28 protein-coding genes are annotated in these 26057 nt (G+C 62.4%); 13 read left to right on the top strand and 15 right to left on the bottom strand.

The annotated features are described in order from the left end of the window. Nucleotides 1–98 precede the first annotated feature (98 nt). Complete coding sequence (locus IB264_RS27515; RefSeq protein WP_025428113.1) at nt 99–1775, top strand: adenylate/guanylate cyclase domain-containing protein; 1677 nt, start codon at nt 99–101, stop codon at nt 1773–1775. Between the two features lie 48 nt (nt 1776–1823). Further along, complete coding sequence (locus tag IB264_RS27510; RefSeq protein WP_051509177.1) at nt 1824–2753, top strand: DMT family transporter; 930 nt, start codon at nt 1824–1826, stop codon at nt 2751–2753. A 12-nt stretch (nt 2754–2765) separates the two neighbouring features. On the opposite strand, the gene IB264_RS27505 is transcribed toward IB264_RS27510, so the two are convergent. Then, on the bottom strand, nt 2766–3419 hold the full coding sequence (locus tag IB264_RS27505; RefSeq protein WP_025428115.1) for a TetR family transcriptional regulator C-terminal domain-containing protein: 654 nt from the start codon (nt 3417–3419) through the stop codon (nt 2766–2768). A 285-nt stretch (nt 3420–3704) separates the two neighbouring features. On the opposite strand from IB264_RS27505, the gene IB264_RS27500 reads away from it, so the two are divergent. Beyond that, complete coding sequence (locus IB264_RS27500) at nt 3705–4955, top strand: Zn-dependent hydrolase (RefSeq protein WP_025428116.1); 1251 nt, start codon at nt 3705–3707, stop codon at nt 4953–4955. Between the two features lie 82 nt (nt 4956–5037). Then, nucleotides 5038–6492: a dihydropyrimidinase gene (gene hydA, locus IB264_RS27495; RefSeq protein WP_025428117.1), complete on the top strand. Its 1455-nt coding sequence runs from the start codon at nt 5038–5040 to the stop codon at nt 6490–6492. A gap of 98 nt (nt 6493–6590) precedes the next feature. Here hydA and IB264_RS27490 read toward each other — a convergent pair whose 3' ends face one another. Next, a complete protein-coding gene (locus IB264_RS27490; protein ID WP_025428118.1) occupies nt 6591–7004 on the bottom strand; it encodes a cupin domain-containing protein in 414 nt (137 codons plus the stop codon). A gap of 121 nt (nt 7005–7125) precedes the next feature. Between IB264_RS27490 and IB264_RS27485 the strand changes: the two genes are divergently transcribed. From IB264_RS27485 to IB264_RS27445, 9 genes are all read left to right on the top strand, one after another. Further along, on the top strand, nt 7126–7917 hold the full coding sequence (locus tag IB264_RS27485) for an ABC transporter ATP-binding protein (protein ID WP_025428119.1): 792 nt from the start codon (nt 7126–7128) through the stop codon (nt 7915–7917). Between the two features lie 43 nt (nt 7918–7960). Continuing rightward, nucleotides 7961–8383: a GNAT family N-acetyltransferase gene (locus tag IB264_RS27480; protein ID WP_225906277.1), complete on the top strand. Its 423-nt coding sequence runs from the start codon at nt 7961–7963 to the stop codon at nt 8381–8383. Then, nucleotides 8380–8715: a hypothetical protein gene (locus IB264_RS27475; protein ID WP_025428121.1), complete on the top strand. Its 336-nt coding sequence runs from the start codon at nt 8380–8382 to the stop codon at nt 8713–8715. Before IB264_RS27480 ends, IB264_RS27475 begins: the two co-directional genes overlap by 4 nt. A 2-nt stretch (nt 8716–8717) precedes the next feature. Beyond that, complete coding sequence (locus IB264_RS27470; protein WP_025428122.1) at nt 8718–9602, top strand: ABC transporter permease; 885 nt, start codon at nt 8718–8720, stop codon at nt 9600–9602. Continuing rightward, on the top strand, nt 9599–10468 hold the full coding sequence (locus IB264_RS27465) for an ABC transporter permease (protein WP_025428123.1): 870 nt from the start codon (nt 9599–9601) through the stop codon (nt 10466–10468). The genes IB264_RS27470 and IB264_RS27465 overlap by 4 nt, the downstream gene beginning before the upstream one ends. 97 nt (nt 10469–10565) lie before the next feature. Beyond that, nucleotides 10566–11558, top strand: coding sequence for an ABC transporter substrate-binding protein (locus IB264_RS27460; RefSeq protein ID WP_025428124.1), 993 nt, complete (start codon nt 10566–10568; stop codon nt 11556–11558). 536 nt (nt 11559–12094) lie between these two features. Beyond that, nucleotides 12095–13282, top strand: coding sequence for an efflux RND transporter periplasmic adaptor subunit (locus tag IB264_RS27455; protein WP_025428125.1), 1188 nt, complete (start codon nt 12095–12097; stop codon nt 13280–13282). A 14-nt stretch (nt 13283–13296) separates the two neighbouring features. Next, a complete protein-coding gene (locus IB264_RS27450) occupies nt 13297–16611 on the top strand; it encodes an efflux RND transporter permease subunit (protein WP_025428126.1) in 3315 nt (1104 codons plus the stop codon). Between the two features lie 235 nt (nt 16612–16846). Beyond that, nucleotides 16847–17527 carry a Crp/Fnr family transcriptional regulator gene (locus IB264_RS27445; protein ID WP_025428127.1) on the top strand — a complete coding sequence of 227 codons (681 nt, stop codon included), beginning with the start codon at nt 16847–16849 and terminating at the stop codon, nt 17525–17527. A 201-nt stretch (nt 17528–17728) separates the two neighbouring features. Here the strand turns inward: IB264_RS27445 and ureG are convergent, their stop codons facing one another. From ureG to IB264_RS27380, 13 genes are all read right to left on the bottom strand, one after another. Continuing rightward, nucleotides 17729–18349 carry an urease accessory protein UreG gene (gene ureG / locus IB264_RS27440; RefSeq protein WP_025428128.1) on the bottom strand — a complete coding sequence of 207 codons (621 nt, stop codon included), beginning with the start codon at nt 18347–18349 and terminating at the stop codon, nt 17729–17731. 130 nt (nt 18350–18479) lie between these two features. Further along, nucleotides 18480–19151 carry an urease accessory protein UreF gene (locus tag IB264_RS27435; protein WP_025428129.1) on the bottom strand — a complete coding sequence of 224 codons (672 nt, stop codon included), beginning with the start codon at nt 19149–19151 and terminating at the stop codon, nt 18480–18482. Next, nucleotides 19144–19617 carry an urease accessory protein UreE gene (gene ureE, locus IB264_RS27430; RefSeq protein ID WP_025428130.1) on the bottom strand — a complete coding sequence of 158 codons (474 nt, stop codon included), beginning with the start codon at nt 19615–19617 and terminating at the stop codon, nt 19144–19146. The genes IB264_RS27435 and ureE overlap by 8 nt, the downstream gene beginning before the upstream one ends. Nucleotide 19618: 1 nt before the next feature. Further along, on the bottom strand, nt 19619–19915 hold the full coding sequence (locus tag IB264_RS27425; protein WP_025428131.1) for a putative quinol monooxygenase: 297 nt from the start codon (nt 19913–19915) through the stop codon (nt 19619–19621). A 94-nt stretch (nt 19916–20009) separates the two neighbouring features. Beyond that, nucleotides 20010–20549, bottom strand: a complete 540-nt coding sequence (locus tag IB264_RS27420) for a peroxiredoxin (RefSeq protein ID WP_025428132.1) — start codon at nt 20547–20549, stop codon at nt 20010–20012. A gap of 195 nt (nt 20550–20744) precedes the next feature. Next, nucleotides 20745–21446, bottom strand: coding sequence for a TIGR02117 family protein (locus IB264_RS27415; protein WP_025428133.1), 702 nt, complete (start codon nt 21444–21446; stop codon nt 20745–20747). Between the two features lie 13 nt (nt 21447–21459). Then, the gene (gene ureC / locus IB264_RS27410) at nt 21460–23172 is read right to left on the bottom strand and encodes an urease subunit alpha (protein WP_057206528.1); all 1713 of its coding nucleotides are present in this window, start codon (nt 23170–23172) and stop codon (nt 21460–21462) included. A 4-nt stretch (nt 23173–23176) separates the two neighbouring features. Next, nucleotides 23177–23824, bottom strand: a complete 648-nt coding sequence (locus tag IB264_RS27405) for a hypothetical protein (RefSeq protein ID WP_025428135.1) — start codon at nt 23822–23824, stop codon at nt 23177–23179. Between the two features lie 2 nt (nt 23825–23826). Then, complete coding sequence (locus IB264_RS27400; RefSeq protein ID WP_371412313.1) at nt 23827–24246, bottom strand: lysozyme inhibitor LprI family protein; 420 nt, start codon at nt 24244–24246, stop codon at nt 23827–23829. A gap of 5 nt (nt 24247–24251) precedes the next feature. Further along, entirely contained in the window at nt 24252–24557 is a 306-nt protein-coding gene (locus IB264_RS27395; protein WP_025428137.1) for an urease subunit beta, read from the bottom strand. 19 nt (nt 24558–24576) lie between these two features. Next, complete coding sequence (locus tag IB264_RS27390; RefSeq protein WP_025428138.1) at nt 24577–24831, bottom strand: DUF1272 domain-containing protein; 255 nt, start codon at nt 24829–24831, stop codon at nt 24577–24579. A gap of 12 nt (nt 24832–24843) precedes the next feature. Then, the gene (locus tag IB264_RS27385) at nt 24844–25146 is read right to left on the bottom strand and encodes an urease subunit gamma (RefSeq protein WP_057216125.1); all 303 of its coding nucleotides are present in this window, start codon (nt 25144–25146) and stop codon (nt 24844–24846) included. Nucleotides 25147–25171: 25 nt separating this feature from the next. Then, nucleotides 25172–26005, bottom strand: coding sequence for an urease accessory protein UreD (locus tag IB264_RS27380; RefSeq protein ID WP_025428140.1), 834 nt, complete (start codon nt 26003–26005; stop codon nt 25172–25174). Nucleotides 26006–26057: the final 52 nt, after the last annotated feature.

The raw sequence follows: 26057 nt of genomic DNA, 5'->3' as shown, positions 1-26057 counted from the left end.
ATTGTGTAGAAAAGGTAAGTTGTCGGCGTATGCGATCTGGATAATAAAGGGGGAAATAACCGAAGCCGGTGTTTCGCCGGCAGAGCTGGGCTCGCTATTTGACGATCATTTCCGCCAATAGACGCAAGCGCATTCACCTCGTTTCCGGGGCAGTGCTTGGTACGTTCATCCTTGCCCATTTTCTCAACCATTCGCTCGGACTGATCTCCATCGATGCCATGGAGTCCGGCCGCAAGGTCTTCAACGTCGCCTGGCACAGCGTGCCCGGCACGGTGCTGCTCTATGGTGCGCTGCTTGCGCATTTCATGATGGCACTCGATAGCCTGTATCGCCGCCAGACGCTGCGCATGCCGATGCGCGAAGCGCTCAAGATCGTCTTCGGCCTCAGCCTGCCCTTCCTGCTGCTGGGCCACGTGACCGCCGCACGGGTCGAACCGCTTTTGACCGGAGTGGAGGCCGATTATCCCGGCATGCTGCGGGCGCTCTGGTCCAGCTGGACCAATGCCACTCGCCAATCTCTCGCCCTTTTGCTCGCCTGGAGCCACGGCTGCCTCGGCGCCTGGTTCTGGATGCGCGGACGGACCTGGTTTCCGCGCTACGAGGTCCTGCTCTACACGATCGCGATCCTCGTGCCGATCTTCGCGCTTCTCGGCTTCTTCAGCGGCGCCCGCTCGGTCGAGCGCGTCTATGCGGAGCATGGCGGCTATGGCGACAGCGCTGAAGCCAAGCCGGCCTTCGATGTCGACCTGCTCGAGAATATCCGGCTCGGTCTCTATCTCGGCTTTGCCGGGCTGATCGTCGGCACGTTTGCCCTGCGCGTCCTGCCCAAGGGTGGGCGCATCCGCGTGCGCTACCCCGATGGCCGTGTCGCCACCGTCAATCTCGGCTTCAGCGTGCTGGAGGCAAGCCGCGCCGCCGGCATCCCGCATGTCTCGGTCTGCGGCGGTCGCGGCCGCTGCTCTACCTGCCGCGTGCGCGTGATTCAGGGTCTCGAAGGCCAGCCGGGGCCGGAAGATGCCGAGCTGACGACGCTGACACGGATCGGCGCACCCGACAATGTCCGCCTTGCCTGCCAGTTCCGTCCGATCCACAACGTCACCGTCGTGCCTATCCTCGATACCGACAGCATCGGCATCAAGAAGCAGCTGGTGCGCCAGGATGGCGAGGGGCGCGAGCGGCGTATCGCCGTGCTCTTCTGCGACCTGCGCGGCTTCACCAGCATCGCCGAGCATAAGCTGCCCTTCGATACGGTCTTCCTCCTCAACCGCTATTTCGAGATGGTCGGCGAGGCGGTGGAGGATTCCGGTGGGGTCATCGACAAGTTCATCGGCGATGGCGCGCTGGCAATCTTCGGCCTGAAGAACTCGTTTACCGAGGCCTGCCAGCAATCGCTTGCAGCCGCGGTGCGCATTTCCAAGGGCATCGATGCTCTCAACCAGACCTTCCAGGGCGAGCTCGACGAGCCGCTGCGGATCGCGATCGGTATGCATGCCGGCCCAGCCATCATCGGCGAGATCGGCTATGGACAGGCGACGTCTCTGACTGCCGTCGGCGATACCATCAATACGGCAAGCCGGCTCGAAGGCCTTGCCAAGGAACACGACGCCCAACTCGCCGTTTCGGCCGAGCTCGTCAATCGCGCCGGTGTGGTGATGGAGGCGCACAAGCGGCTCGACATCAGCCTTCGCGGACGCCAGGCGACCCTCGAAACCTGGATCGTCGAAGATGCCGGCGATATCGCCAAGGCCTTGCAACCCTCACCCGCTCCGGCTTAGGTGTATGGGCGCTCGCTCGAGTCTTCAGCACCGGATCCGGAAGCCAGCATGAAACAGGATGTCTCGCCGAAAACGGCGCACCAGAGCCACGCCAAGGGCGTCGAAAAGCTCAAGGCGCATCTGGCGATGCTGACCTTTTCGGCGCTCATCGCCGGTTCCTTCTCCTTCGGCGGATTGGCGGCACAGCACATGGGCGCCGGCCCGCTGACGCTCTGGCGCTATCTCTTGACCGTCGTGGTGCTTGGCGTGCTCACCTTCGGTTACGCCAGGGTGCCGTTTCGGATCCCCAGGCAGTTGTGGCGCTTCCTCATCCTCGGCGGGCTGATCGCCGTCTACATGCTGACGATGTTCAAGGCGCTGGAATTCACCGACCCGGTGTCGACGGGCGCCGTCTTCACGCTGATGCCGCTCTTGAGCGCGGGCTTTGCCTTTCTACTGCTCAGCCAGCACACCCGTCCCGGCGTGCTCGCAGGCCTGATCATCGCAGCACTTGGCGCCGTCTGGGTGATCTTTCGCGCCAACATCCAGGCAATCCTCGCCTTCGACATCGGCCAGGGCGAGCTGATCTTCTTCGTCGGCGTCATCTGCCACGCGATCTACGTGCCGCTGATCCGCAAGTTCGACCGCAAGGAAAACCCCTTCGCCTTCGGCTTCTGGGTTGCCGCCTGCACCGTGCCGTGGCTGCTTGTACCCGGCGCCGCAGGCCTTGCCAGCACCGACTTTCCAAGCCTGCCGGCCATCGTCTGGATCGCCGTCGCATATTTGGCCGTCGTCACCACCGCGATCACCTTCCTCCTGCTGCAATACGCATCCCTGCGCCTGCCATCGTCGAAAGTGCTCGGCTACGGCTATCTGACGCCCAGCTTCATCATTCTGCTTGAGGGCATTCTCGGTCACGGCTGGGTCAGCCTGCCGGTTCTCGCCGGGGCACTGACGACGGCCTGCGGGCTGGCGTTGATGGCATTGCTGCCGGATTGATCCCAACGGCGCTCAGGCGGCAGGCTGTTCGCTCACCTGCAGCCCGTCGACGAACAGGCGCTCGAGAAACCGCGCCGCATCCTCGAACCGACCCTCGCCGGAATTGCCCTGCCCGAGCACGGCGCGCACCTGCACGTCGAAGTCGGCATAATGCTGCGTCGTCGACCAGATCGCGAAGATCAGGTGGTAGGGGTCGCATTTGGCGATCTTGCCGGCTTTGGTCCAGGCGCGGATGACCTCCGCCTTCTCATCGACAAGCTCCTTCAGCGGCCCCTTGAGTTCGTCTTCGATATGCGGCGCGCCTTGCAGGACCTCATTGGCGAAGAGCCGGCTTTCGCGCGGGAAATCGCGCGCCATCTCCAGCTTCCGCCGGATGTAGCTGCGGATCTCGGTAACCGGGTTTCCCTCGGCGTCGAAGGCACGCAACGGATCAAGCCAGGTATCGAGCACGCGATCGATCAGCGCGCGGTGCATCGCTTCCTTGGTGCGGAAATAATAGAGCAGGTTCGGCTTCGACATGCCGGCCACATCGGCGATCTGATCGACGGTCGCGCCGCGAAAGCCGTTCGCCGAAAACACCTCCAGCGCTGCCTCCAGAATGCGCTCTTCCTTCTCCTCCTGGATGCGTGTACGCCTCTGGGTCTTGGCCGCTCTCGGAAGTACCATTTCGCCCCCTGCAGGTGCCTGCGCGTTCATCCGCACAGGTCGTATCTGCCCAAATTTCGGCGCCGCCATCTTTTCGGGCAACAACTTCGTTTTTTTGTTTTTCCGACTTGAGTGCCGCAACGGAAGTTGTAATGTTTTACCAACCGGTCAAATTATCAGCCAGTTCGCCAGCAAAGGCAACGACTGATCGAAGGGCACCAGAAAAAACCAAGCCTGGATTTGACCAAGGGAACGTGAGGGGCATGCACCACCCAAGGTGCCGCCCAAAAAAATGAGGAGACCGCCGTGGCAGCACCTGGCGAGAACATGCGCGTCAATGCCGACCGCCTGTGGGATACGTTAATGGACATGGCCAAGATCGGCCCGGGCATCGCCGGCGGCAACAACCGCCAGACGCTGACCGACGAGGATGGCGAGGGCCGCAAGCTCTTCCAGTCCTGGTGCGATCAGGCCGGCCTGACCATGGGCGTCGACACCATGGGCAACATGTTTTTCACCCGGCCCGGCACCGACCCGGATGCCCTTCCTGTGTATGTCGGCTCTCATCTCGATACCCAGCCGACCGGCGGCAAGTTCGACGGCGTGCTCGGCGTGCTCTCGGGCCTCGAGGTCGTGCGCTCGATGAACGATCTCGGCATCAAGACCAGGCACCCCATTGTCGTCACCAACTGGACCAACGAGGAAGGCGCGCGCTTTGCGCCGGCGATGCTCGCCTCCGGCGTTTTTGCCGGCGTGCACAGCCAGGAATTTGCCTACGCCCGCAAGGACCCGGAAGGAAAGGCCTTCGGCGACGAACTGAAGCGCATCGGCTGGGTCGGCGACGAAGAGGTCGGCGCCCGCAAGATGCACGCTTATTTCGAATATCACATCGAGCAAGGCCCTATCCTCGAGGCCGAAAACAAGGATATCGGCGTCGTCACCCATTGTCAGGGCCTGTGGTGGCTGGAGTTCACACTGACCGGGCGCGAGGCGCATACCGGCTCGACCCCGATGAACATGCGCGTCAATGCCGGCCTGGCCATGTCGCGGATCATCGAGATGGTTCAGGGCGTGGCGATGGAAAACCAGCCGGGCGCCGTCGGCGGCGTCGGTCAGGTGGTCTTCTCGCCCAACTCGCGCAACGTGCTGCCCGGCAAGGTCGTCTTCACCGTCGATATCCGCTCGCCCGACAAGGCCAAGCTCGACCGCATGCGCGCCAAGATCGAGGCGGAAGCGCCTGAGATCGCCGATGCGCTCGGCGTCGGCTGCTCCGTCGAGGCCATCGGCCACTTCGAACCGGTGACCTTCGATCCGAAACTCGTCACTGCCGTGCGCAACGCCGCCGAAAGGCTCGGCTACAGCCACATGAACCTGATCTCAGGTGCCGGACACGATGCCTGCTGGGCAGCCAAGGTCGCGCCCGCGACCATGGTCATGTGCCCCTGCGTCGGAGGCCTCAGCCACAACGAGGCGGAGGACATCTCAAAGGAGTGGGCCGGCGCCGGCGCCGACGTCCTCTTCCACGCCGTCGTTGAAACGGCCGAAATCGTCGAATGAGTTTGCGGGCGGGACGAAAGTTCCGCCCTTTTTCGTGGCGGCCCAAGGGCCACCGGAAGCACAATCGCGAGGATGAAAATCAATGAGCACTGTCATCAAGGGTGGAACCATCGTCACCGCCGATCTGACCTACAAGGCGGACGTGAAGATTGAAGACGGCAGGATCATCGAGATCGGCCCGGACCTCAAAGGCGACGAAACGCTCGACGCCAGCGGCTGTTTCGTCATGCCCGGCGGCATCGACCCGCACACCCACCTCGAAATGCCCTTCATGGGTACCTACTCTTCCGACGATTTCGAAAGTGGCACCCGGGCAGCACTCGCCGGCGGCACGACCATGGTCGTGGATTTCGCCCTGCCCTCGCCCAACCAGTCGCTGCTCGAAGCGCTGGATATGTGGCACAACAAGTCGACCCGCGCCAACTGCGACTATTCCTTCCACATGGCGATCACCTGGTGGAGCGAGCAGGTCTTCAACGAGATGGAGACCATCGTCAGGGACAAAGGCATCAACACCTTCAAGCACTTCATGGCCTATAAGGGCGCGTTGATGGTCGACGACGACGAGATGTTCTCGTCCTTCCAGCGCTGTGCCGGCCTGGGTGCGCTGCCGCTCGTCCACGCGGAAAACGGCGACGTGGTTGCCCAATTGCAGGCGAAGCTGCTGGCGGAAGGCAACAACGGCCCGGAGGCGCATGCCTATTCGCGGCCGGCCGAAGTCGAGGGCGAGGCAACCAACCGGGCGATCATGATCGCCGACATGGCGGGCAGCCCGGTCTACATCGTCCACACCTCCTGCGAACAGGCGCATGAAGCAATCCGCCGAGCCCGCGCCAAGGGCATGCGCGTCTTCGGCGAACCGCTGATCCAGCACCTGACGCTCGACGAAACCGAATATTTCAACAAGGACTGGGACCACGCCGCCCGCCGCGTGATGTCGCCGCCGTTCCGCAACAAGCTGCACCAGGATAGTCTCTGGGCCGGCCTCGCATCCGGTTCGCTGCAGGTGGTCGCGACCGACCATTGCGCCTTTACCTCAGAGCAGAAGCGCTCCGGCGTCGGCGATTTCACCAAGATCCCCAATGGCACCGGCGGGCTTGAAGATCGCATGCCGATGCTGTGGACCCACGGCGTCAACACCGGCCGCATCACCATGAACGAGTTCGTGGCCGTCACGTCGACGAACATCGCCAAGATCCTCAACATCTACCCGAAGAAGGGCGCTGTTCTCGTCGGCGCCGACGCCGACCTGGTGGTCTGGGATCCGAAGCGGTCGAAGACGATCTCGGCCAAGAACCAGCAGTCGGCGATCGACTACAACGTCTTCGAGGGCAAGGAAGTAAAGGGCCTGCCGCGTTACACGCTGACGCGCGGCGTCGTCGCCATCGAGGAAAACACGGTCAAGACGCGCGAGGGCCATGGCGAATTCGTCCGCCGCGATCCGTTCCCGGCCGTCAGCACCGCGCTCACCACCTGGAAGGAAGTCACCGCCCCCCGCGCCGTCCAGCGCAGCGGCATCCCGGCAACAGGCGTGTGATCCCCGTGCTTCACGGCCTGCACGTCTTCCCACCACTCTGTCCCACCGGACATGTTCCGCCGCACCGGCGGGACGCTTCGGCGCGTTTGCTGGTCGCGTCACCCGGGCACGAGAGCGTCAAGCTCCGGCAAGAGGACGACGCTTTCCTGCCCATTGGGGTCGGTGCGGGCGATCACGGCCGAACAGGGTGCATCGGAGAGGTTTGCCGGCAGGTGCGGCACGCCGGCCGGAATGTAGAACATCTCGCCGGCGCGAACGACGGCATGCTCCTCGAGCCGCTCGCCGAACCAAGTGTGCGCCTCGCCCGACAGCACGTAGATCGCCGTCTCATGGTCCTCGTGCAGATGCGCCTTGGCACGGGCGCCGGGCGGGATTGTCAGGAGGTGCATGCAGATGCCGGTCGCCCCAACGGTTTCCGCCGCGATGCCCTCGAAATAGCTGAGCCCCTGCTTTCCGGCATGTCCGCTGCCGGGGCGAACCACGCGACAGCCAGGATTGGATGATCGAGACATGACTGTTCTCCAGAATTCCCTGAAAAACCAGCAGCAAACGGCTCCGCTTACAAATCCGCGATTGCATGTTGCCGGTCCGGATAGCAGTCTGACACAGCCAAGCCAGAATGAGTATTCGCCGATGACGTCCAATACCGCATCCGTGGTTTCGGCCCGGGACCTCTGTCTGACCTTCGAGACCGCCGACGGCCCGGTGAACGCCCTGACCGGCGTCAATCTGGATGTGACCAAGGGGGATTTCGTTTCCTTCATCGGCCCCTCCGGCTGCGGCAAGACGACGTTCCTGCGCGTCATCGCCGATCTGGAAAAGGCGACCTCCGGTACGATCACCGTCAATGGCATGACGCCCGAGGAAGCGCGGCGGCAACGCGCCTACGGCTATGTCTTTCAGGCGGCCGCCCTCTATCCCTGGCGCACCATCGAGAAGAACATCGCCCTGCCGCTCGAAATCATGGGCTACAACAGGCAGGAGCAGAAGGCGCGCATCGACCGCACGCTGGATCTCGTCAACCTCGCCGGTTTCGGCAAGAAATACCCATGGCAACTGTCGGGCGGCATGCAGCAGCGCGCGTCGATCGCCCGCGCGCTTGCCTTCGACGCCGATCTTCTCCTGATGGACGAGCCCTTCGGCGCGCTTGACGAGATTGTTCGTGATCATCTGAACGAGCAGCTGTTGAAGCTCTGGGCCCGTACCAACAAGACCATCTGTTTCGTCACGCATTCCATTCCCGAAGCGGTCTATCTCTCCACCAGGATCGTGGTGATGAGCCCTCGCCCCGGCCGCGTCACCGACATCATCGAATCGCCCTTGCCGCGAGAGCGCCCGCTCGGCATTCGCGAAACGCCTGAGTTTCTCGAGGTCGCCCATCGCGTGCGCGAGGGCCTGAGAGCGGGGCACAGCTATGAGGAATAGCGGGGCGTCTTCGACCATTTGCCGTCCTGCAACACGGGCCGACATGAGTGCCTGCGCCGACATTCTCAACCGCTGGATCGACGCGACGCCGTGGATGCCGCGGATACACCAGCATGCCGACGTCGAGCGATATTATCTCGAGACGGTCTTTCCCGAGCGGACCGTGATCGTTGCCGAGCGCAACGACCGGGTCGCAGGCTTCATGGCGCTCTCAAGTGATCATTATGTGACGGCGCTTTATGTCGACGACGTCCACCGCGGCGTGGGCGTCGGCAGCAATCTGCTCAAGACCGCGAGGTCGCTGTCCGCAACAGAGTTGAACCTCTGGACCTTCGAGGCAAACGGCAACGCCCAGCGCTTCTACGAACGCCAGGGCTTCTCTGCCGTAAGCCGCACCGATGGCGACAACGAGGAAGGCCTGCCTGACATTCTCTACCATTGGCGTGGAGCGGGGGTACGGCCATGAACCTTGCCTATGTCCTCTGGCTGCTGCTTGCCACGACCATTTTTCTCGGCGGCGCGACGGCTTCGCGCGCCTATGTCTCCAACAGCCATGTCGGCGTGCTGGTTCTGGCCCTCGGGCTCTACATGGTCGGCAACATCATCATGGTGAAGCTGATGCGCGACGGCGGGCTTGGCCTTGCAATCTCGTTGTCAGCCATCGTGCAATTGGTTCTCGTCAACATCATTGCCTTTGCCGTCTTCGGCGAAAAGCTGAGCCTCACCCAGGCGGCCGGCGTCATGCTCGGCATCGCCGCCATGGGCCTGATTTTGCTGCCGGCAAGCGGAAAGGCATGACGATGAGAGAAGAAAGCTTCCTCAGGGACAAGCTCTTGCCAGTCGGCACCGTCGTCGCGCTGTTGATCGTGGTCTGGTACATTGCAGTCGTGTTCCTGAACGCGCCGTTCGAGCGCGACACCGCTGCCCGCGCCGGCACCGAGATCAGTTTCTCGCAGATCGTTCACAACACCATGGCGCAGGAGCGCCCCGTTCTGCCGGCACCGCACCAGGTTATCGCCGAGATCTGGGATACGACCGTCAACAAGCCGATCACCTCGAAACGCAGCCTGGTCTATCACGCCTGGATCACGCTTTCGGCCACTCTGCTCGGTTTCGGCATCGGCGCTGTACTCGGCATTCTCCTGGCCATCGGCATCGTGCACAACCGCGCCATGGACCGGTCGCTGATGCCCTGGGTGATCGCCAGCCAGACGATCCCGATCCTCGCCATCGCGCCGATGATCATCGTCGTCCTCAACGCGATCGGCATCTCCGGGCTTTTGCCGAAGGCGCTGATCTCGACCTATCTCTCGTTCTTCCCCGTGGTCGTCGGTATGGTGAAGGGCCTGCGCAGCCCCGAGGCGATCCAACTCGATCTGATGCACACATACAATGCCTCGCAAGCGCAGGCCTTCTGGAAGCTGCGCTGGCCGTCATCGATGCCCTATCTCTTCACCTCGCTGAAGGTTGCCGTCGCAATTTCGCTCGTCGGCGCCATCGTCGGCGAACTGCCGACAGGTGCCGTAGCCGGCCTCGGCGCGCGCCTGCTCGCCGGTTCCTATTATGGCCAGACGGTGCAGATCTGGTCGGCGCTGTTCATGGCGGCAGCGCTTGCGGCGGTGCTGGTCATGATCGTCGGCTTTGCACACACCGCCGTCCTGAAGCGCATGGGGGCCAAGCCATGAATCTTCCGATCCTGATTGGTGCCGTCGTCTTCTGGCTTGCGGCCTGGGCCTTCAACGAATGGCTGGTGCGCCAGCGGTTTCAAAGCGAAGCCGCCAACCGGGCCGCACATTTCGCCGTACCGCTCCTCTTCGGCATCACCCTGCTGGTGCTCTGGGAAGGCATCGTGCGCGGCTTTTCCGTACCCTCCGTCCTGCTGCCGGCACCGTCGATGATCTGGCAGCGCCTGATCAACTCGCTGCCAACACTGGCGGCAGACTTCCGCCAGACATTCCTGAAGGCGGTGCTAACAGGCTATGCCCTCGGTTGCGGCCTTGGTTTCGTCGTCGCCATCCTCATCGATCGCTCGCCATTCCTGCAAAAGGGGCTGCTGCCGCTCGGCAACTTCGTCTCGGCGCTGCCGGTCATCGGCGTTGCGCCGATCATGGTCATGTGGTTCGGCTTCGACTGGCAGTCCAAGGTCGCCGTCGTCGTCATCATGACGTTCTTCCCGATGCTGGTGAACACCATCGCCGGACTGGCAGCGTCCAGCCACATGGAGCGCGACCTGATGCGCACCTATGCCGCCTCCTGGTGGCAGACGCTCGTCAAGCTGCGCCTGCCGGCCGCCTGGCCGTTCATCTTCAACGCGCTCAAGATCAACTCCACCCTGGCGCTGATCGGCGCCATCGTCGCCGAATTCTTCGGGACACCCATTGTCGGCATGGGGTTCCGGATCTCCACGGAAGTGGGCCGCATGAACGTCGACATGGTCTGGGCCGAAATCGCCGTCGCGGCGGTGGCAGGTTCGGCCTTCTACGGGGTGGTGGCGCTCATCGAGCGCGCCGTCACCTTCTGGCATCCTTCCATTCGCGGAGGGCGCGCCTGAGAACACCGTGGAGCAATTCCAGGAAAAGTGTGAAACGGTTTTCCGTCCCGAATTGCCTACTTCAAACACAATGAAACAAAAACAAGAGGGAACTGACATGAACAAGAGACTTGCATCGCTTCTCGCCGCAGGCGTCTTTTCGCTCGCAGCATTCCATGCCGAAGCCGCCGACAAGGTGACACTGCAGCTGAAATGGGTCACGCAGGCGCAGTTTGCCGGCTACTACGTCGCCAAGGACAAGGGCTTCTACGAAGAAGAAGGGCTCGACGTCGATATCAAGCCCGGCGGCCCGGATATCGCGCCCGCGCAGGTGATTGCCGGCGGAGGCGCCGACGTCGTCGTCGACTGGATGCCGTCAGCCCTTGCCACCCGCGAAAAGGGCGTGCCGCTCGTCAACATCGCTCAGCCGTTCAAGAAGTCGGGCATGATGCTGACCTGCCTCAAGGAGAGCGGCGTCACCAGCCCGGACAAGTTCAAGGGACACACGCTTGGCGTCTGGTTCTTCGGCAACGAGTATCCGTTCCTGTCGTGGATGTCGCATCTGAAGATCCCGACGGACGGCGGCCCGGAAGGCGTGACCGTCCTGAAGCAGGGCTTCAACGTCGATCCGCTGATCCAGAAGCAGGCGGCCTGCATCTCGACCATGACCTACAACGAGTACTGGCAGGTCATCGATGCCGGCATCAAGCCGGACGATCTCGTGACATTCCAGTATGAAGACCAGGGCGTGGCGACACTCGAAGATGGCCTCTACGTGCTCGAAGACAAGCTCAAGGATGCGGCCTTCAAGGAAAAGATGGTCAAGTTCGTGCGCGCCTCGATGAAGGGCTGGAAGTATGCCGAACAGAACCCGGATGAAGCAGCCGACATCGTTCTCGAGAATGACTCAACCGGTGCCCAGACCGAAAAGCACCAGAAGCGCATGATGGGCGAAGTGGCCAAGCTGACCGCCGGTTCGAACGGCGCCCTGGATGAAGCCGACTACAAGCGCACCGTGCAGTCGCTGCTTTCGGGCGGTTCCGATCCGGTCATCTCCAAGGAGCCGGAAGGCGCCTGGACGCACGAGATCACCGACGCCGCGTTGAAGTAGGAAGAAAACAAACCGAATGACAGAAGAGGGTCGCGCGACAGCCATCGCGCGGCCCTCTTCCGTTTGCGTGCAGGCCTTTCATGGCCCGCTAAGGTTGCCTCGAATTTCCGGGCGTGGGGGTGGCAATTCGGGGCCAACGGGCCGTTGATGCGCCTCGATTGTCAAGATCGTGTCGAGATTGCAACCAAGATTGCAGAACGGAAGAAATATTGAGGAACCATCACTTCACCGCACTTGTAAGCAGATGATGTGAAGATTACATAGGCGCGGATGTTTGTTGGAGGCAAGCAACACGGAGGAGTTGATTTTTCCGAATAGTTTGCCTGCGGGAGCCTCTCCCCGTCCTGCCCGCGCTCACGGTCTGATACCGTGCGAGTGGCGCATGAATGAAAATGGCCGTGCGCCTATGCCTTGTTTCGCTTAATCCGCGAAGACAAGCGTCGGCGAAACTGAAAATCGCTTGATTGCATTGGGATCCGGCCTGCGAAGGCACAGTTCCTTTTTATGTCGTTTCCGTTGCCAGGATTGTAAAGCCGATGGCTCAGAAAGTATTACCTGCTCTCAGCGTTTGCGTTGCGATGATGATTGCTCCGTTTTCAAGTGCATTTGCCGAGGAACCAGCCAAGGCGCAGCCCGCGCAGAGCCTGCCGTCGATCGTCGTGACCGAGGCAGTCGATCAGTCGATCAGCGATCGCGTCGTTGCAACCGGGACGATACAGGCGGTTGAGCAGATCTATGTCGCGCCGCTGGTCGAGGGCTTGTCGATCCGCTCGCTCAATGTCGATATCGGCGACAAGGTCGAAGCAGGCAGCGTGCTGGTGGTTCTCAACGACGACGCGCTGCGGCTTGAAAAGAGCCAGCTCGAAGCGGCGCTCGCCAAGGCGGAAGCCGGGCTGGCGCAGCTCACCGCTCAACTTAGCGAAGCAAAGGCCAATTCCGAAGAAGCGACACGCGTCAGCGATCGCAACGCGGAGCTTGCCAAGAACGGCACCGTTTCGACGGCGGAAGCCGATCGCGTCCGCGCTCTTGCCGCGGCCACCCGTGCCCGGGTCCGCTCCGCCGAACAGGCCGCTGCGGTCTCCAAGGCCGATATCAAGGTGGCGCAGTCCCAGATCGACGACATCGATCTTCGCCTCACCCGCACCGAGGTCAAGGCCCCGGTCGCCGGCGTCATTTCCGCCAAGAACGCCAAGATCGGTGCGATCGCCAATGGCAGCGGCGAACCGCTGTTTGCGATGATCCGCGATGGCGCGATCGAGATGAAAGCGGATGTCGCCGAAGCCGACATCATCAAGCTTGCCGTCGGCCAGCCGGCGACGATCACGCTTGCCGGCGGGAACACCAAGGTCGAGGGCGCCATCCGCCTGATCGCCCCGACGGTCGATCCCGTTTCCCGGCTCGGCACCGTGTTCATCAGCCTCAAGGACACCGCCAAGGCACGCTCCGGCATGTATGCCAGCGCCATCATCACCGCCGAAGAGAAAACAGCTGTCGTTCTGCCGCAAACGGCGGTTACCAATGAGAACGGCAAGACCATCGTGCGCAAGGTCGACAACGGTGTGGTCAACATCATCCCGGTGACGACCGGCATCTCCGATGGCAAGTTCGTCGAGGTGGTCGAGGGGTTGAAGGCCGGCGAAGAGGTTGTCGCCAGGGCCGGCGCCTATGTGCGCGACGGCGACCGCATCAACCCCGTCAAACCAGCGCAACCAGCGACCAACTGACAGGAACCGTGACCATGAACTTCTCAGCCTGGTCCATCCGAAATCCGATCGCTCCGATCCTCGCCTTCTTCGTGCTGCTGGTGCTCGGCTATCAGTCGTTCTTCAGCCTGCCGATCACCCGCTTCCCCAACATCGACGTGCCGATCGTGTCGATCAGCGTGGCGCAGAGCGGTGCCTCGCCGGCCGAACTCGAAACCCAGGTCACCAAGGAAATCGAGGACGCGGTCGCCAGCGTCACCGGCGTCGACCATATCCAGTCGACGATCAACGACGGCACATCGACCACGGCCGTGATCTTCCGTATGGAAGTACCCACGACCCAGGCCGTCCAGGACGTCAAGGACGCCATCGACCGCATCCGCGGCGACCTGCCCACCTCGATCGAAGAGCCCATCGTCTCCAAGGTCGACGTCGAAGGCCAGGCGATCCAGAGCTTCTCCGTCTCTGCACCGGGCATGTCGCTGGAAGAACTCTCGTGGTTCGTTGACGACGTCATCAAGCGCGAAATTCAGGGCAAGAGCGGCATCGGCCGGGTCGATCGCTACGGCGGTGCCGACCGCGAGGTTCGCGTCGAGCTTAGCGAGGACAAGCTGAATTCGCTGGGGATCACCGCCGCCGACGTCAATGGCCAGCTTCGACGCATGAACATGGACCTGGGCTCCGGCCGCGGTCAGGTGGGCGGCAGCGAACAGGCGATCCGTACGCTCGGCGACGCCCGCAATGTCGACCAGCTTGCCAACACGATGATCTCGGTGCCAAGCGGTCGCTTCGTGCGTCTTTCCGAACTCGGCACCGTGACCGATACCTATGAGGAGCCCCGCTCCTTTTCGCGCTTCAACGGCAATCCCGGCGTCACCTTCGCGGTCTTCCGGGCCAAGGGTGCCAGTGAAGTCAGCGTTGCCGAAACCGTTGCCAAGTCGCTGGAAAAGATCCGCGCGGCCAACCCTGACGTCACCATCGAGATGGTCGACGATTCCGTCTACTTCACCTACGGCAACTATGAAGCGGCCCTGCATACGCTGATGGAAGGCGCACTGCTTGCCGTCATCGTCGTCATGCTGTTCCTGCGAAACTGGCGCGCCACGCTGATTTGCGCCGTCGCCCTGCCGCTCTCGGCGGTACCGACCTTCTGGGTCATGGAACTGCTCGGCTTCTCGCTCAATCTCGTCAGCTTCCTGGCGCTGACGCTGGCGACCGGCATTCTCGTCGATGACGCGATCGTCGAGATCGAGAACATCGAGCGGCATATCCATATGGGCAAGTCGCCCTATCGGGCGGCGATCGAAGCAGCAGACGAAATCGGCCTTGCGGTTATCGCGACCACGTTCACGATCATCGCGGTGTTCATACCGGTGTCGTTCATGCCGGGCATCGTTGGCCAGTACTTCATCCAGTTCGGCCTGACTGTCGCCGTCTCGGTGTTCTTCTCGCTGCTGGTTGCACGGCTGATCACGCCCGTCATGGCCGCCTATCTGATGCGTCCATCCAAACTTGATGGACATCATCTCGAAGACGGCTACCTGATGCGCAAGTATACGCGCCTGGTTCATGCAACCACGAAGCGCTGGTACATGCGCTACCTAACGGTGCTCATCGCCATCGGCGTCACCGTGGCCTCCATGGCCGCGCTGTTCCTGTTCGTGCCCGGCGGCTTCCTGCCCCCGGACGACACGTCGCGCGTCAGCCTCTCCGTCGAACTGGCCCCGGATGCCATGCTCGAAGACACGGACCGCACGACCGCGCAGATCTATGAGAGGGTCAAGGACCTCGAGGGCGTGGACAGCGTCTTCGTGCTCGGCGGTGCCTCACCCAAGGGCGACCTGGAACTGCGCCGGGCTACCGTGACGGTGCTGCTGGAAAAGCGCGACCACTCGCTTCTCAACAAGATCGTCAACGACGTCATTGGCGGCCTGCCGGTCATCGGCCAATACCTGCCGAAGCTTGAGCCAGATGGCCGCATCATTCCTCAGGCCCAGATCGAAAAGGAAATCTTTGCCCGCGTCCGGGATATTCCGGACGTCCGGGTCATCAAGCTCAACGACCGCGGTGAGCGAGAGCTGTCCTTCAACCTGCTCTCGAACAACGAGACGGATCTGGACCAGGCCGTTGCAATTCTCGAAGCCAAGCTGCGCAGCGATCCACTCCTGGCCAATGTCAGCCCTGACGGCGCCCTGCCCCGTCCAGAGTTGCAGATCCGTCCGCGTGACGAGCAGATGTCACGCCTTGGCATTACCACCGCGCAAATCTCGGAAGTCATCCGTGTTGCCACAATCGGCGATATCGACGCGGCGCTGACGAAGATTGCCCTCGATGGTCGGCTCATACCGATCCGCGTCCAGATCAACCGTGACTTCCGCACGGATATCGCCGCGATCCGCAACCTGAAGATCCAGACCGCTTCGGGCTTGACGGTGCCGCTGTCGAGCGTTGCCGATATCAACTATTCAGAAGGCCCGAGTTCGATCAAACGTTACGATCGCAACCGTGTCGTTGCACTTGGCGCCGATCTCCCGATCGGCGTGGCGCTGAACACCGCCTCTGCACGGTTCGAGCAGATTGCAAACGATGCCGAGATGCCGAGCACGGTTCAACTCCTCAAGAGCGGTGACGCCGAGGTCGAGGAGGAGATGCAGGAAAGCTTCGTCAATGCCATGCTGCTCGGCCTGATGCTGGTGCTGGTGGTGCTGATCCTGCTGTTCAAGGATGTGATCCAGCCCTTCACCATCCTGTTCTCGCTGCCGCTTGCCATGGGCGGTGTCGCTGCCGGCCTGATCCTGACGCAGAACTCGCTGTCGATGCCGGTTCTGATCGGTATCCTCATGCTGATGGGCATCGTCACCAAGAACGCGATCCTGCTGGTCGATTTCGGTATCGAGATGATGCACCACGGCATGGATCGCACGCAGGCAATGATCGAAGCGGGCCGCAAGCGCGCCCGCCCGATCATCATGACCTCGATCGCCATGTCGGCGGGCATGCTGCCCTCAGCACTCGGCGTCGGCGAAGGTGGTTCGTTCCGGGCGCCGATGGCGATCGCGGTCATCGGCGGCATCATCGTCTCGACGATCCTCAGCCTCGTCGTGGTACCGTCCTTCTTCCTGATCATGGATGATCTGTCGCGCCTGCTCGCCTGGATCTTCGGCCGCCTCGTCGGCAAGAAGGACGAGGAAAACCTGCCGCTCGACCGCGAGGCGTTGACCGAATTCGTCAACGACCAGGGCAAGACGATCGAGGGCCTGGAAGAGCGCCTGAAAACGATTGAGGACGGGCAGTCGAAAGGCAAGCAAACGGGCAAGGTAATCAATCATCCGGCGCTCGCTGCCGAATAGTGGCCAAAAATCACCTGAAAATCGGGCCCGCACCCACCGGTGCGGGCTTTTTTGTGAGAATTGTTTGATCGAGGTCAATTGACGTTTCAAAAGCCCGGTTACCCTGACACCAGAGCATTTCCAGGAAAGTGCGAAGCAGCTTTTCGTCGGGAGATGCGTAAAAACGGGGAGCAAGAGCGTTTTCGTGCTCCTTCTAAGGCGGAAACGCTCTAGACTTTACCTCAGGGCCGGTGTGATGAAGACCTTGCGATTGAACTCGAATGACAGAGCGGTGCTGCTGGGCTCCCGCTTCTTCGAGAAGCTGTCACCGACAGCATCCGATGCCGTTCTCGAAGGCGCCGTCGTAACGAACCACGAAGAACACGACATTCTGTTTCATCAGGACGAACCCATTGACAGCGTCTTCTGCGTCCTGTCCGGCCTTGTGCGCGTCTACCGGCTCGGCAAGGATGGGCGCGAGGCCGACATCGCCGTCTTTCCAAAGGGTGAGCTCTTCGGTGAAAGCGCCATGTTCCTCGGGCACCGCGCCACCGCCAACGCACAGGCCATCGGGTCCTCGACCATCGCCCGCCTCGACAGCCGCAATCTGCGCAAGCTCGCCGAGCAGCATCCGGATATTGCCCAGGCGCTGATGGAGCTGCTCTGCCGTCATGGCCAGATGGCCGAGGACTGCCTGGCAGAGGATCGTCTTCTGACGGCGCCACAGCGGGTCGCGAGCTACATCCTCGGTCACTGCCCGGATGGCTCGACGACCTTCTCGTTCCGGCTGCCGTTCCAGAAGAATGTGCTGGCGGGCAAGCTGGGCCTGGCGCCAGAGGCGCTGTCGCGGGCCTTTTCGGCTCTTCGCCGCTCCGGCGTCACCGTTAAAGGACGCATGATCGAGATCCACGACCGTCAGGCGCTGGAACGGTTCTAGAGCATTTCCAGGAAAAGTGCGAAGCGGTTTTCCGTCCGGAAATGCGTAAAAACAAAGAGATAGAGCGTTTGTGCGGTTCCGTCTAAATCGGAAGCGCTCTAGCTAGCGGTCGCAGCAGGCCACAACGCAAAAGCGGAATCTCGTCGCCCACGATCACGAAGGACGACCATTCCTCCCTGTGGCCCCGGCTCGACCCAGGCGCTACCTCGAGCTAAGCCCGCCATGCAGCGTCAGGAAATCGACGATCCGGTTGACGCCGTCGCCGCGTTTCATGTCGGTGAAGACAAAGGGCTTTTCCGCCCGCATCCGGGTCGCGTCACGATCCATGACGTCGAGGTCGGCGCCGACATAGGGCGCCAGATCCCGCTTGTTGATGACAAGCAGGTCAGATTTGGTGATGCCCGGCCCGCCCTTGCGCGGGATTTCCTCGCCCTGGCAGACGGAGATGACATAGATCGTCAGGTCGGCCAGATCAGGCGAGAAGGTGGCGGCCAGATTGTCGCCGCCGGATTCGATGAAGACGATATCGAGATCGGGAAAGCGACGGTTGAGATCGGCGATTGCCTGCAAGTTGATTGTCGCATCCTCGCGGATAGCCGTGTGCGGGCATCCGCCGGTCTCGACGCCGACGATGCGGTCCGACGGCAGCGCCTGCATGCGCACCAGCGCTTCGGCATCTTCCTTGGTGTAGATGTCGTTGGTCACGACCGCGACCGAGTAATTCTCCCGCATCGCCTTGCAGAGCTTGTCCGTCAGCGCCGTCTTACCCGAACCGACAGGCCCGCCGATGCCGACACGCAGGGGACCATTCTTCGATGCCATGTGACGTTCCTTTCTAGAGCATTTCCAGGAAAAGCGTGAAACCTTCTCCGCTAGGAAACGCGTAAAAACAAAGAGATAGAGCGTTTCCACGTCTCCGTCCGAACTGGAAACGCTCTATGGCCGCGCACGCTTACGAGCGGAACAGCCGCGAATGCAGGGTCTCGTGTCTGAGAGATGAAATATCGGCTGCGATCGTGGCCGAGCCAAGGTCTTCCAGCGATGCGGCGCTCGCCTTTCGCGCCACTGCAGCGATGGTCGGCTCAAGGGCTGCGATCAGCCCGACGCCGTCACGTTGGCCGGTGACGCCGCAGCGAATGGCCACCGATACGGCATTGGATACGGACGCATGCAGATAGGCGGCAATCGCCGGCTCGAGGCCTGTGGCGTGGGCACCCGCAACCGCACCGACGGCGACCGGATAGGCGGTTCTTTCTCCCAGCCGATCGAGCACGGTGTGCGGCCAATGCCGCGCTGCCGCCAGAAAGGCTTCGCCCTGCAGCATGGTTTCCATGTGCCGTTCGCAACTTGCCGCCATCGCCTCGGCAAGCTCGATCACGGATTGAAGCTGCACCGGCTCGCCGAAACCGCGATAGGCTTCGCCAAGCAGCACCGCATCGTTCCAGCCGGATCCGTGGCAAAGAAGCGTCTCCAGCCACAGCCGCAGGCTCTCGATATCGCTGACATGGCCATCGTGAACTGCCTGCTCCAACCCGTTCGAATAGGAGAAGGCGCCGACCGGGAAAGCCGGCGACAGCCAGGTCACGAGGCGAAGCAGCGCCTGCGTGTCGACCCGTTCAGCCATGGTGATGGTGGTGGCCGTGATCGTGGCCTCCGGCCGCGTGATAAGCGCCGCGCAGCGGATGGAACGGCTCGGAGATTTCGACGACCGCCGCCCCCAGCCCCTCAAGCATCGCCCGAATGACCGGATCGCGGGAAATCAGGATGCGGCCTGTCTCGATCTGCGCCGGGAGGTGGCGATTGCCCAGATGCCAGGCCAGTTCGACGAGATGCAACGGGTCGCGCGGACGGATCTCGTAAAGCGCTTCGGATGCCGCAACGATGCGGATATGACCGCCACCCTCGAGCACCAGCAGGTCGCCGTCGGCCAGCATCACCGCTTCCTTCAGGTCAAGCATGACGACATCGTCGTTTTCGAGATGCAGCAGCTTGCGGCGCAGATGCCGCGCATCGTGGGCCAAGGTGATGCTGTGCAACGGCGCCTCGTCCCTGGGTCCGGGCGAAAGTACCTCGGTCGACCGATAGGGCATCTCAGAGCACCTCGACCTTTTCCGGGTGCACGAGCTCGATGCGCGCTTCGACCAGCAGATCCGCCGTCGCGACCTGGAACGCCTTCAGATGCGGCTCGGCAAAATGGGCGTCGACCGCGGCCTTGTCCTTCCAGGTTTCGACAAACACCAGCGCGTCGGGATCGGCAGGCTTTTGATAGAGCTCGTAGCTGATGCAGCCTGCCTCCCGCCGCGTTCCTTCGATCAGGGGCTCGGCCAGCGTCAGGATTTCCACGCCCTTGCCCGGGTGCGCCGTCAGATATGCAATAATGTAAACCATTGAACCCTCGACATCTTTTCTGCCTGGCACTGTAGCAAGAAAAAACCCCGGCGCTAGCACCGGGGTTTCAAAAATCGATCCGTCGTCAGCCGGATCAGGCTGCGAGCTTCTGCGACTTCAGCGTCTCGAGAATGTTCTGCGGCGAGGAAACGCCGTAGGGATCGCTGTCGCAATTGTCGGAGTAGCCTTCCTCTTCGAACCACTGTTCGACGACACCGTTGTTGACAACGGCAGCATAGCGCCAGGAGCGCATGCCGAAGCCGAGATTATCCTTGGCGACGAGCATGCCCATCTTGCGGGTGAACTCGCCCGAGCCATCGGGGATCAGCTTGACGTTCTCGAGGCTCTGCGACTTGCCCCAGGCGTTCATCACGAAGGCGTCGTTGACCGAGATGCAGTAGATTTCGTCAACGCCTTCGGAGCGGAACTCGGCCGTCAGCTTTTCGAAGTCGGGCAGCTGGAAGGTCGAGCAGGTGGGCGTGAAGGCGCCCGGCAGCGAAAACAACACGACACGCTTGCCGGCGAAGTAATCGTCGGAGGAAACGTCGTGCCAACGGAACGGGTTGGAGCCGCCGACGGCTTCATCGCGAACGCGGGTGCGGAACGTTACGGAGGGTACTTTTCTGCCGAGCATGGTCATCTCCTTCAGTGCAGGCACTCGATTGCGAGCGGCCTTGGGAGAACAGTCGCGATCGAGGAAAATATCAGCTCGTTTCCTACCGGAAATTCCGCTGCGGTGCAGCACGAAAGGCGTCGATTCACACCCGCGCATGGCAGACATGCGACAAGCGCATGCCTGTGGCGATCCCGAACCGGCGCGGACAATGTCTCAGTTGTGTAGCCGCAGGGACAGGCCAAGAGTGGAAGGCAAGGGATTCCAGAACCCCGTCTGCAGTCCGGCTTCTCTCAATGCCCGCGCCGTCCAGGTGTTGCATCCAAACAGTGCATTGAAGCTGCCCTCCGCCTCAAAGAAGCGGTCGGCATAACCATAGGAAAAGCCCTCGATCGGAAAGACGGCGCCGCCGTTCCTGGCAAAGCTTCCGGAGATGAACGTCATCAGCTTCTCGAACTCGGCGCGCTTGAGGTCAACGCTCGTAACCGACGGCTGGGGTTCGACGATCGCCCCGGCAATATCGACATGCATAACGGAACGGTCGAGCGCCAGCGCCCTCAAGACCGGCATTGGCTTCAGCTCCGACCATGTCGGCGTTTCCAGGTAGAACGAGCGGCCACCCCAGCCGAAGATCAGCCATCGCGCCTCCGGGTGATCCAGAGGCACGCCTGCCTCGCCGGCGAAGGCAAACCGCGTCCGCGTCTCGTCATTGAGGGGAATGGCGATATCGGTGTGGATCGGACTGGCGAGGATCAGGACGCGTTCGCCGGCAACAGCCGGCTCAACCGCAGCGGCCGTGGCCGTCTTCGGCAACAGCGGTCGCGGCACGACCATCCCGAGGACGACTGCCAGGACAAGACCCGACACCCCGTAGGCGGTCCACTTGAAGGCCCGCCAGCTACCGCTTTTTCGAGACAAAATCGTTTGCCGCTCAGAACAGGAAATAACGCTGCGCCATCGGCAGAACCGTCGCCGGCTCGCAGGTGAGGAGCTCGCCATCGGCCCGCACTTCGTAGGTCTCCGGATCGACCTCGACATGCGGCGTCAGGTTGTTGTGGATCATCGATGCCTTGCCGATGCCGCCGCGGGTGTTCTTGACGGCGACGAGCTGTTTGGCAACGCCGAGCCTGGCCGCCAACCCGCCATCGAGCGAGGCCTGCGAGACGAAGGTGACGGAGGAGTTCGTGCGGCTCTTGCCATAGGCGCCGAACATCGGCCGGTAGTGCACCGGCTGCGGCGTCGGGATCGAGGCGTTGGGGTCGCCCATCGGTGCTGCGGCGATCGTTCCGCCGATCAGCACCATGTCGGGCTTGACGCCGAAGAAAGCCGGTTTCCAGAGGACGAGGTCGGCGCGCTTGCCGACTTCGAGCGAACCGATCTCATGGCTGAGGCCATGGGCGATCGCCGGGTTGATGGTGTATTTGGCGATATAGCGTTTGACCCGGAAATTGTCGTTGTCGCCGGTTTCCTGCGGCAGCGCGCCGCGCTGGCGCTTCATCTTGTCGGCCGTCTGCCAGGTGCGGATCGCCACCTCGCCGACGCGGCCCATCGCCTGGCTATCGGACGAGATGATCGAGAACGCACCGATATCGTGCAGGATGTCTTCGGCGGCGATCGTCTCCTTACGGATCCGGCTTTCGGCAAAGGCGATATCCTCGGGGATCGACGGCGACAGGTGATGGCAGACCATCAGCATATCCAGGTGCTCGGCCAGCGTGTTCTTGGTGTAGGGTCGGGTCGGGTTGGTCGACGACGGAATGACGTTCGGCTGGCCGCAGATCTTGATGATATCCGGCGCATGGCCGCCACCCGCCCCTTCCGTGTGGAAGGCATGGATCGTGCGGCCCTTGATCGCCGCGATCGTGTCCTCGACGAAACCGCTCTCGTTCAACGTGTCGGTGTGGATCATCACCTGCACATCGTACTCGTCGGCAACACCAAGGCAGCAGTCGACGGCAGCCGGCGTCGAGCCCCAATCCTCGTGCAGCTTCAGCGAGGTCGCGCCCGCAAGCACCATCTCGACCAGCGCGGCGGGCAGCGAGGCATTGCCCTTGCCGGCAAAGGCAAGGTTCATCGGGAAGGCGTCCGCAGCCTCGATCATGCGGGCGAGATGCCAGGGCCCGGGCGTGCAGGTGGTCGCGAGCGTGCCATGCGCCGGCCCCGTGCCGCCGCCGAGCATGCAGGTGAGCCCGCTCATCAGCGCTTCCTCGATCTGCTGCGGGCAGATGAAGTGGATATGGCTGTCCATGCCGCCGGCGGTGACGATCTTGCCCTCGCCGGCGATCACCTCGGTGCCCGGACCGACGATGATCGTCACGCCAGGCTGCATATCGGGATTGCCGGCCTTGCCGATCGCCGCGATGCGCCCGTCCTTCAGCCCGATATCCGCCTTGACGATGCCCCAGTGGTCGACGATCAGCGCGTTGGTGATCACGGTGTCGACCGCACCCGCCGCTCGCGTCACCTGGCTTTGGCCCATGCCGTCGCGGATCACCTTGCCGCCGCCGAACTTCACTTCTTCGCCATAGGTGGTGAAATCCTTCTCCACCTCGATGAACAGTTCCGTGTCGGCCAGCCGAACCTTGTCGCCGACCGTCGGGCCGAACATGTTGGCATAGGCCGCGCGCGACATTTTGTAGGGCATGGGTTCAGGCTCCTTGGGACAAGTCTGAAGAAGAAGGGGAAAGACGGCGAAGACGGCCCTCGGCCGCAAGTGCGTCGACGTACCGGCGCTCGGCGGCAAAGGGATGCCACTCCCAACCGACATGGCCGAAGCCAGCCAGAACGACCAGATCGTCGGCCGATGCAAAACCGGAAAGCACGTCGGCAATCACGACCATGCCGCTCGACGGCACGACATAAGGCGTGGGCGCGAACCGCGACAGATCCCGGTCCAGCTGCTCGTGCGCTGCGAGGGGGACGACCCGATGCACCCGGCCGGTCGCCGTTGTAAAACTCTCGAAACCGCAAGTGTAGTCGTCGCAGAAGTCGTCGAGATCCGGATGCGTTTCGGCCAGTGCCGCGCGCATGCCGGCAAACTTTTCAGCCGACCGAACGCTCCAGATCTCGCGTGCCTGCCGCACGGCGGCGCTGTTCTTCCAGCGCCCGCCACCAAGCATGGCAAGCGCCGGCCGGCCAGTATTGCAGACGGCGACGATATCGGTCCTCGCCCCGCCGGTGCCGACAGAACGGCAATCGTTGAAACGAATGACGACATCGGCCGTATCGATCGTTGCCGCAGCGCCTTCCGGCACTTCTCCATTCCCCACGATCATGATGGTGCGGCCAGACATCAGCGCTAGTTTTCCGTGGGCTCGAGCAGCTCTTTGAGTTCCGTGGTGCGGGCCGCAGTCAGCTGCGCCAGGCAGCCGGATACCAGCATCGGCTCCATCGATCCGCCGCGCGCTTCGAAGCCGGCAAGCTCGCACTGGCCGTCGCGGTAGCCGATCCAGGCGCGCTGCGCCTTCTTCAACGCCTCCTCCGCGCCGACATAGTCGGCGCTGATGTCACCCAGTTCCTTGTCCTTGGCCCGCATCGCCGCAACGGTCTGCTTGTAGACCGTGTTGAGTTCAGCGTCGGCCGCCTCATAATCCTTGTTGGAGCAGATGTTCATATCCGCCTGCGTCATTGCATTGGCGCAATCGACATCATCCTCCTGCGCCAGCGCGGGCATGGCCGCCAGCAGCAAGGCGCTCGCGATAAGCGTCGTTCGCATCATCATGCTCAAAGCTTTCCCATGACCTGCTGGCGGAAACCAAAAACCTCGCGCTTGCCCGAAAGCGGGATGAGCGTGACCTGTCTTTTCTGTCCCGGCTCGAAGCGGACGGCGGTGCCTGCGGGAATGTCCAGTCGTTTGCCATGGGCGGCACTGCGATCGAAGTCGAGCCCGGCATTGGTCTCGGCAAAGTGATAGTGGCTGCCGACCTGCACCGGCCGGTCGCCGGTATTGGAGACCTCGATCGTCACCGTCTCAAGCCCGTGGTTGAGTTCGATATCGCCGCTTGCGGCAATGATTTCCCCTGGGATCATCTGAGTTCCCTCTCCCTTGTCAGGCCGCGTCGACGTCGGCGCAGCCGAGCGGCTTCAGCACCCGTTCGGTCGATGCCGGATATTTCACAAGCAGCGCGGCCGGGCGTACCGGGCGCCGGGTAAACTCGCCGCCGCAGTTCGGGCAGGTGCCACCGAGCGTGCCTTCGACACAATCGACGCAAAAGGTGCACTCGAAGGTGCAGATCATCGCGTCGCGGCTCTCTGGCGGCAGATCCTTGTCGCAGCATTCGCAGTTCGGACGCAGTGCCAACATGTCTCAGCCTCCTCAGCGGATCGGTTCGTGCACAGTGACGAGCTTGGTACCGTCAGGGAAGGTCGCCTCCACCTGGATGTCGTGGATCATCTCCGCGATCCCCTCCATCACCTGTGCACGGGTGATCACATGGGCGCCCGCCTCCATCAGCTCCGCGACCGATCGGCCGTCACGCGCACCTTCGACAACGAAGTCAGTAATCAGCGCGATCGCCTCTGGATGATTAAGCTTGAGTCCGCGCTCCAGGCGGCGGCGGGCAACCATCGCAGCCATGGAAATCAACAGCTTGTCCTTTTCGCGCGGGGTAAGATTCATGCGTCGCCACCGGTTTGATTGTGGATTAGAGGACCCAGACTTTCGGCACTGTCTCTTGCTTGCGCAAGTGCGAAATGACCGGGATGAGGATTTTTCTGAGCGAGAAGCCGTCCGCGGCAGCAAAGCGCGCAACCAGCTTGTCGCGACCACCGAGCTTGATGTGGCTGACGCCCGCCCCCACTTGCGTTTCGAGGAGTGCGCGCAGCCGCGGCAGCAGCAATTCACAATCCGGTCCGGTGTAGAACAGCGTCGCAAATGCCACGCTGCCGCCGAGCACTGCAGTCCGGGCGACAAGAGCGGCGATATCATCGGCAAAGGTCAGGTTTTCGGCATGCAACAGCCGGCCGCCGACGCGAATGCGCCAGCGATCTCGCAAGAGGCCTGTCTGCATCGCTTCGCCCATCGCCTTGCGGCCGAGCAGCACGGCCTCGACGGCAAGGAACGTCGCGCCGTCCTCGAGCTCGACATCGAGCGAGCGTGTCAGCGATGCGCGGTCGAACAGGATCGTCTCCTGCGGCAGCCAATCGACGCGTGCGCCAGCCGCCACGTCGATGCGTGTCGTGACATCGACCGTGCCGGCACTCGCCTTGTAGATCTTCTCGCAGGCCTGCGTGGTGACGGTGAGCTCGGTCGCCGCACCGGCCTCGATCTCCCAGAGCATGCGGTCGCCGCCGGTGAGCCCACCCGACGAGTTGATCAGCACGGCTTCCATCGAAGTATCGAAGGTTTTCGGCAGCCGAATCTTTGCGCAGCCTTCCTGGTAAAGCTCGGCAACGCGCGTTTGACCGACGGCCACTTTCGCGACCAGTCGTCCTTTTCCGAACGCCCGCTGCGGGGCGATGATAGCCGCATTGCTCATGTTCATCGGCCGACATCGTCGGCATCCCGAGGCGCCAAGTCAAGCTATTGTT

Origin of the sequence: Ensifer sp. ENS11 (genome assembly GCF_014851895.1) — a bacterium.
GTDB lineage: Bacteria > Pseudomonadota > Alphaproteobacteria > Rhizobiales > Rhizobiaceae > Ensifer > Ensifer canadensis.
Note: the sequence above shows the minus strand (reverse complement) of the source record. Positions and strands in the feature narration are given on the sequence as shown.

What these genes read in the sequence shown, in the direction of transcription:
- IB264_RS27455 (WP_025428125.1), top strand. Translation starts at nt 12,095, where the DNA reads ATGGCTCAGAAAGTATTACCTGCTCTCAGCGTTTGCGTTGCGATGATG.
- IB264_RS27435 (WP_025428129.1), bottom strand. Translation starts at nt 19,151, where the DNA reads ATGGCTGAACGGGTCGACACGCAGGCGCTGCTTCGCCTCGTGACCTGG.
- IB264_RS27390 (WP_025428138.1), bottom strand. Translation starts at nt 24,831, where the DNA reads ATGTTGGCACTGCGTCCGAACTGCGAATGCTGCGACAAGGATCTGCCG.
- ureC (WP_057206528.1), bottom strand. Translation starts at nt 23,172, where the DNA reads ATGCCCTACAAAATGTCGCGCGCGGCCTATGCCAACATGTTCGGCCCG.
- IB264_RS27470 (WP_025428122.1), top strand. Translation starts at nt 8,718, where the DNA reads ATGAGAGAAGAAAGCTTCCTCAGGGACAAGCTCTTGCCAGTCGGCACC.
- hydA (WP_025428117.1), top strand. Translation starts at nt 5,038, where the DNA reads ATGAGCACTGTCATCAAGGGTGGAACCATCGTCACCGCCGATCTGACC.
- IB264_RS27380 (WP_025428140.1), bottom strand. Translation starts at nt 26,005, where the DNA reads ATGAGCAATGCGGCTATCATCGCCCCGCAGCGGGCGTTCGGAAAAGGA.
- IB264_RS27445 (WP_025428127.1), top strand. Translation starts at nt 16,847, where the DNA reads ATGAAGACCTTGCGATTGAACTCGAATGACAGAGCGGTGCTGCTGGGC.
- IB264_RS27465 (WP_025428123.1), top strand. Translation starts at nt 9,599, where the DNA reads ATGAATCTTCCGATCCTGATTGGTGCCGTCGTCTTCTGGCTTGCGGCC.
- IB264_RS27490 (WP_025428118.1), bottom strand. Translation starts at nt 7,004, where the DNA reads ATGTCTCGATCATCCAATCCTGGCTGTCGCGTGGTTCGCCCCGGCAGC.
- IB264_RS27460 (WP_025428124.1), top strand. Translation starts at nt 10,566, where the DNA reads ATGAACAAGAGACTTGCATCGCTTCTCGCCGCAGGCGTCTTTTCGCTC.
- IB264_RS27480 (WP_225906277.1), top strand. Translation starts at nt 7,961, where the DNA reads ATGAGTGCCTGCGCCGACATTCTCAACCGCTGGATCGACGCGACGCCG.
- IB264_RS27450 (WP_025428126.1), top strand. Translation starts at nt 13,297, where the DNA reads ATGAACTTCTCAGCCTGGTCCATCCGAAATCCGATCGCTCCGATCCTC.
- IB264_RS27385 (WP_057216125.1), bottom strand. Translation starts at nt 25,146, where the DNA reads ATGAATCTTACCCCGCGCGAAAAGGACAAGCTGTTGATTTCCATGGCT.
- IB264_RS27400 (WP_371412313.1), bottom strand. Translation starts at nt 24,246, where the DNA reads ATGATGCGAACGACGCTTATCGCGAGCGCCTTGCTGCTGGCGGCCATG.
- IB264_RS27505 (WP_025428115.1), bottom strand. Translation starts at nt 3,419, where the DNA reads ATGGTACTTCCGAGAGCGGCCAAGACCCAGAGGCGTACACGCATCCAG.
- IB264_RS27395 (WP_025428137.1), bottom strand. Translation starts at nt 24,557, where the DNA reads ATGATCCCAGGGGAAATCATTGCCGCAAGCGGCGATATCGAACTCAAC.
- ureG (WP_025428128.1), bottom strand. Translation starts at nt 18,349, where the DNA reads ATGGCATCGAAGAATGGTCCCCTGCGTGTCGGCATCGGCGGGCCTGTC.
- IB264_RS27475 (WP_025428121.1), top strand. Translation starts at nt 8,380, where the DNA reads ATGAACCTTGCCTATGTCCTCTGGCTGCTGCTTGCCACGACCATTTTT.
- ureE (WP_025428130.1), bottom strand. Translation starts at nt 19,617, where the DNA reads ATGCCCTATCGGTCGACCGAGGTACTTTCGCCCGGACCCAGGGACGAG.
- IB264_RS27510 (WP_051509177.1), top strand. Translation starts at nt 1,824, where the DNA reads ATGAAACAGGATGTCTCGCCGAAAACGGCGCACCAGAGCCACGCCAAG.
- IB264_RS27425 (WP_025428131.1), bottom strand. Translation starts at nt 19,915, where the DNA reads ATGGTTTACATTATTGCATATCTGACGGCGCACCCGGGCAAGGGCGTG.
- IB264_RS27420 (WP_025428132.1), bottom strand. Translation starts at nt 20,549, where the DNA reads ATGCTCGGCAGAAAAGTACCCTCCGTAACGTTCCGCACCCGCGTTCGC.
- IB264_RS27485 (WP_025428119.1), top strand. Translation starts at nt 7,126, where the DNA reads ATGACGTCCAATACCGCATCCGTGGTTTCGGCCCGGGACCTCTGTCTG.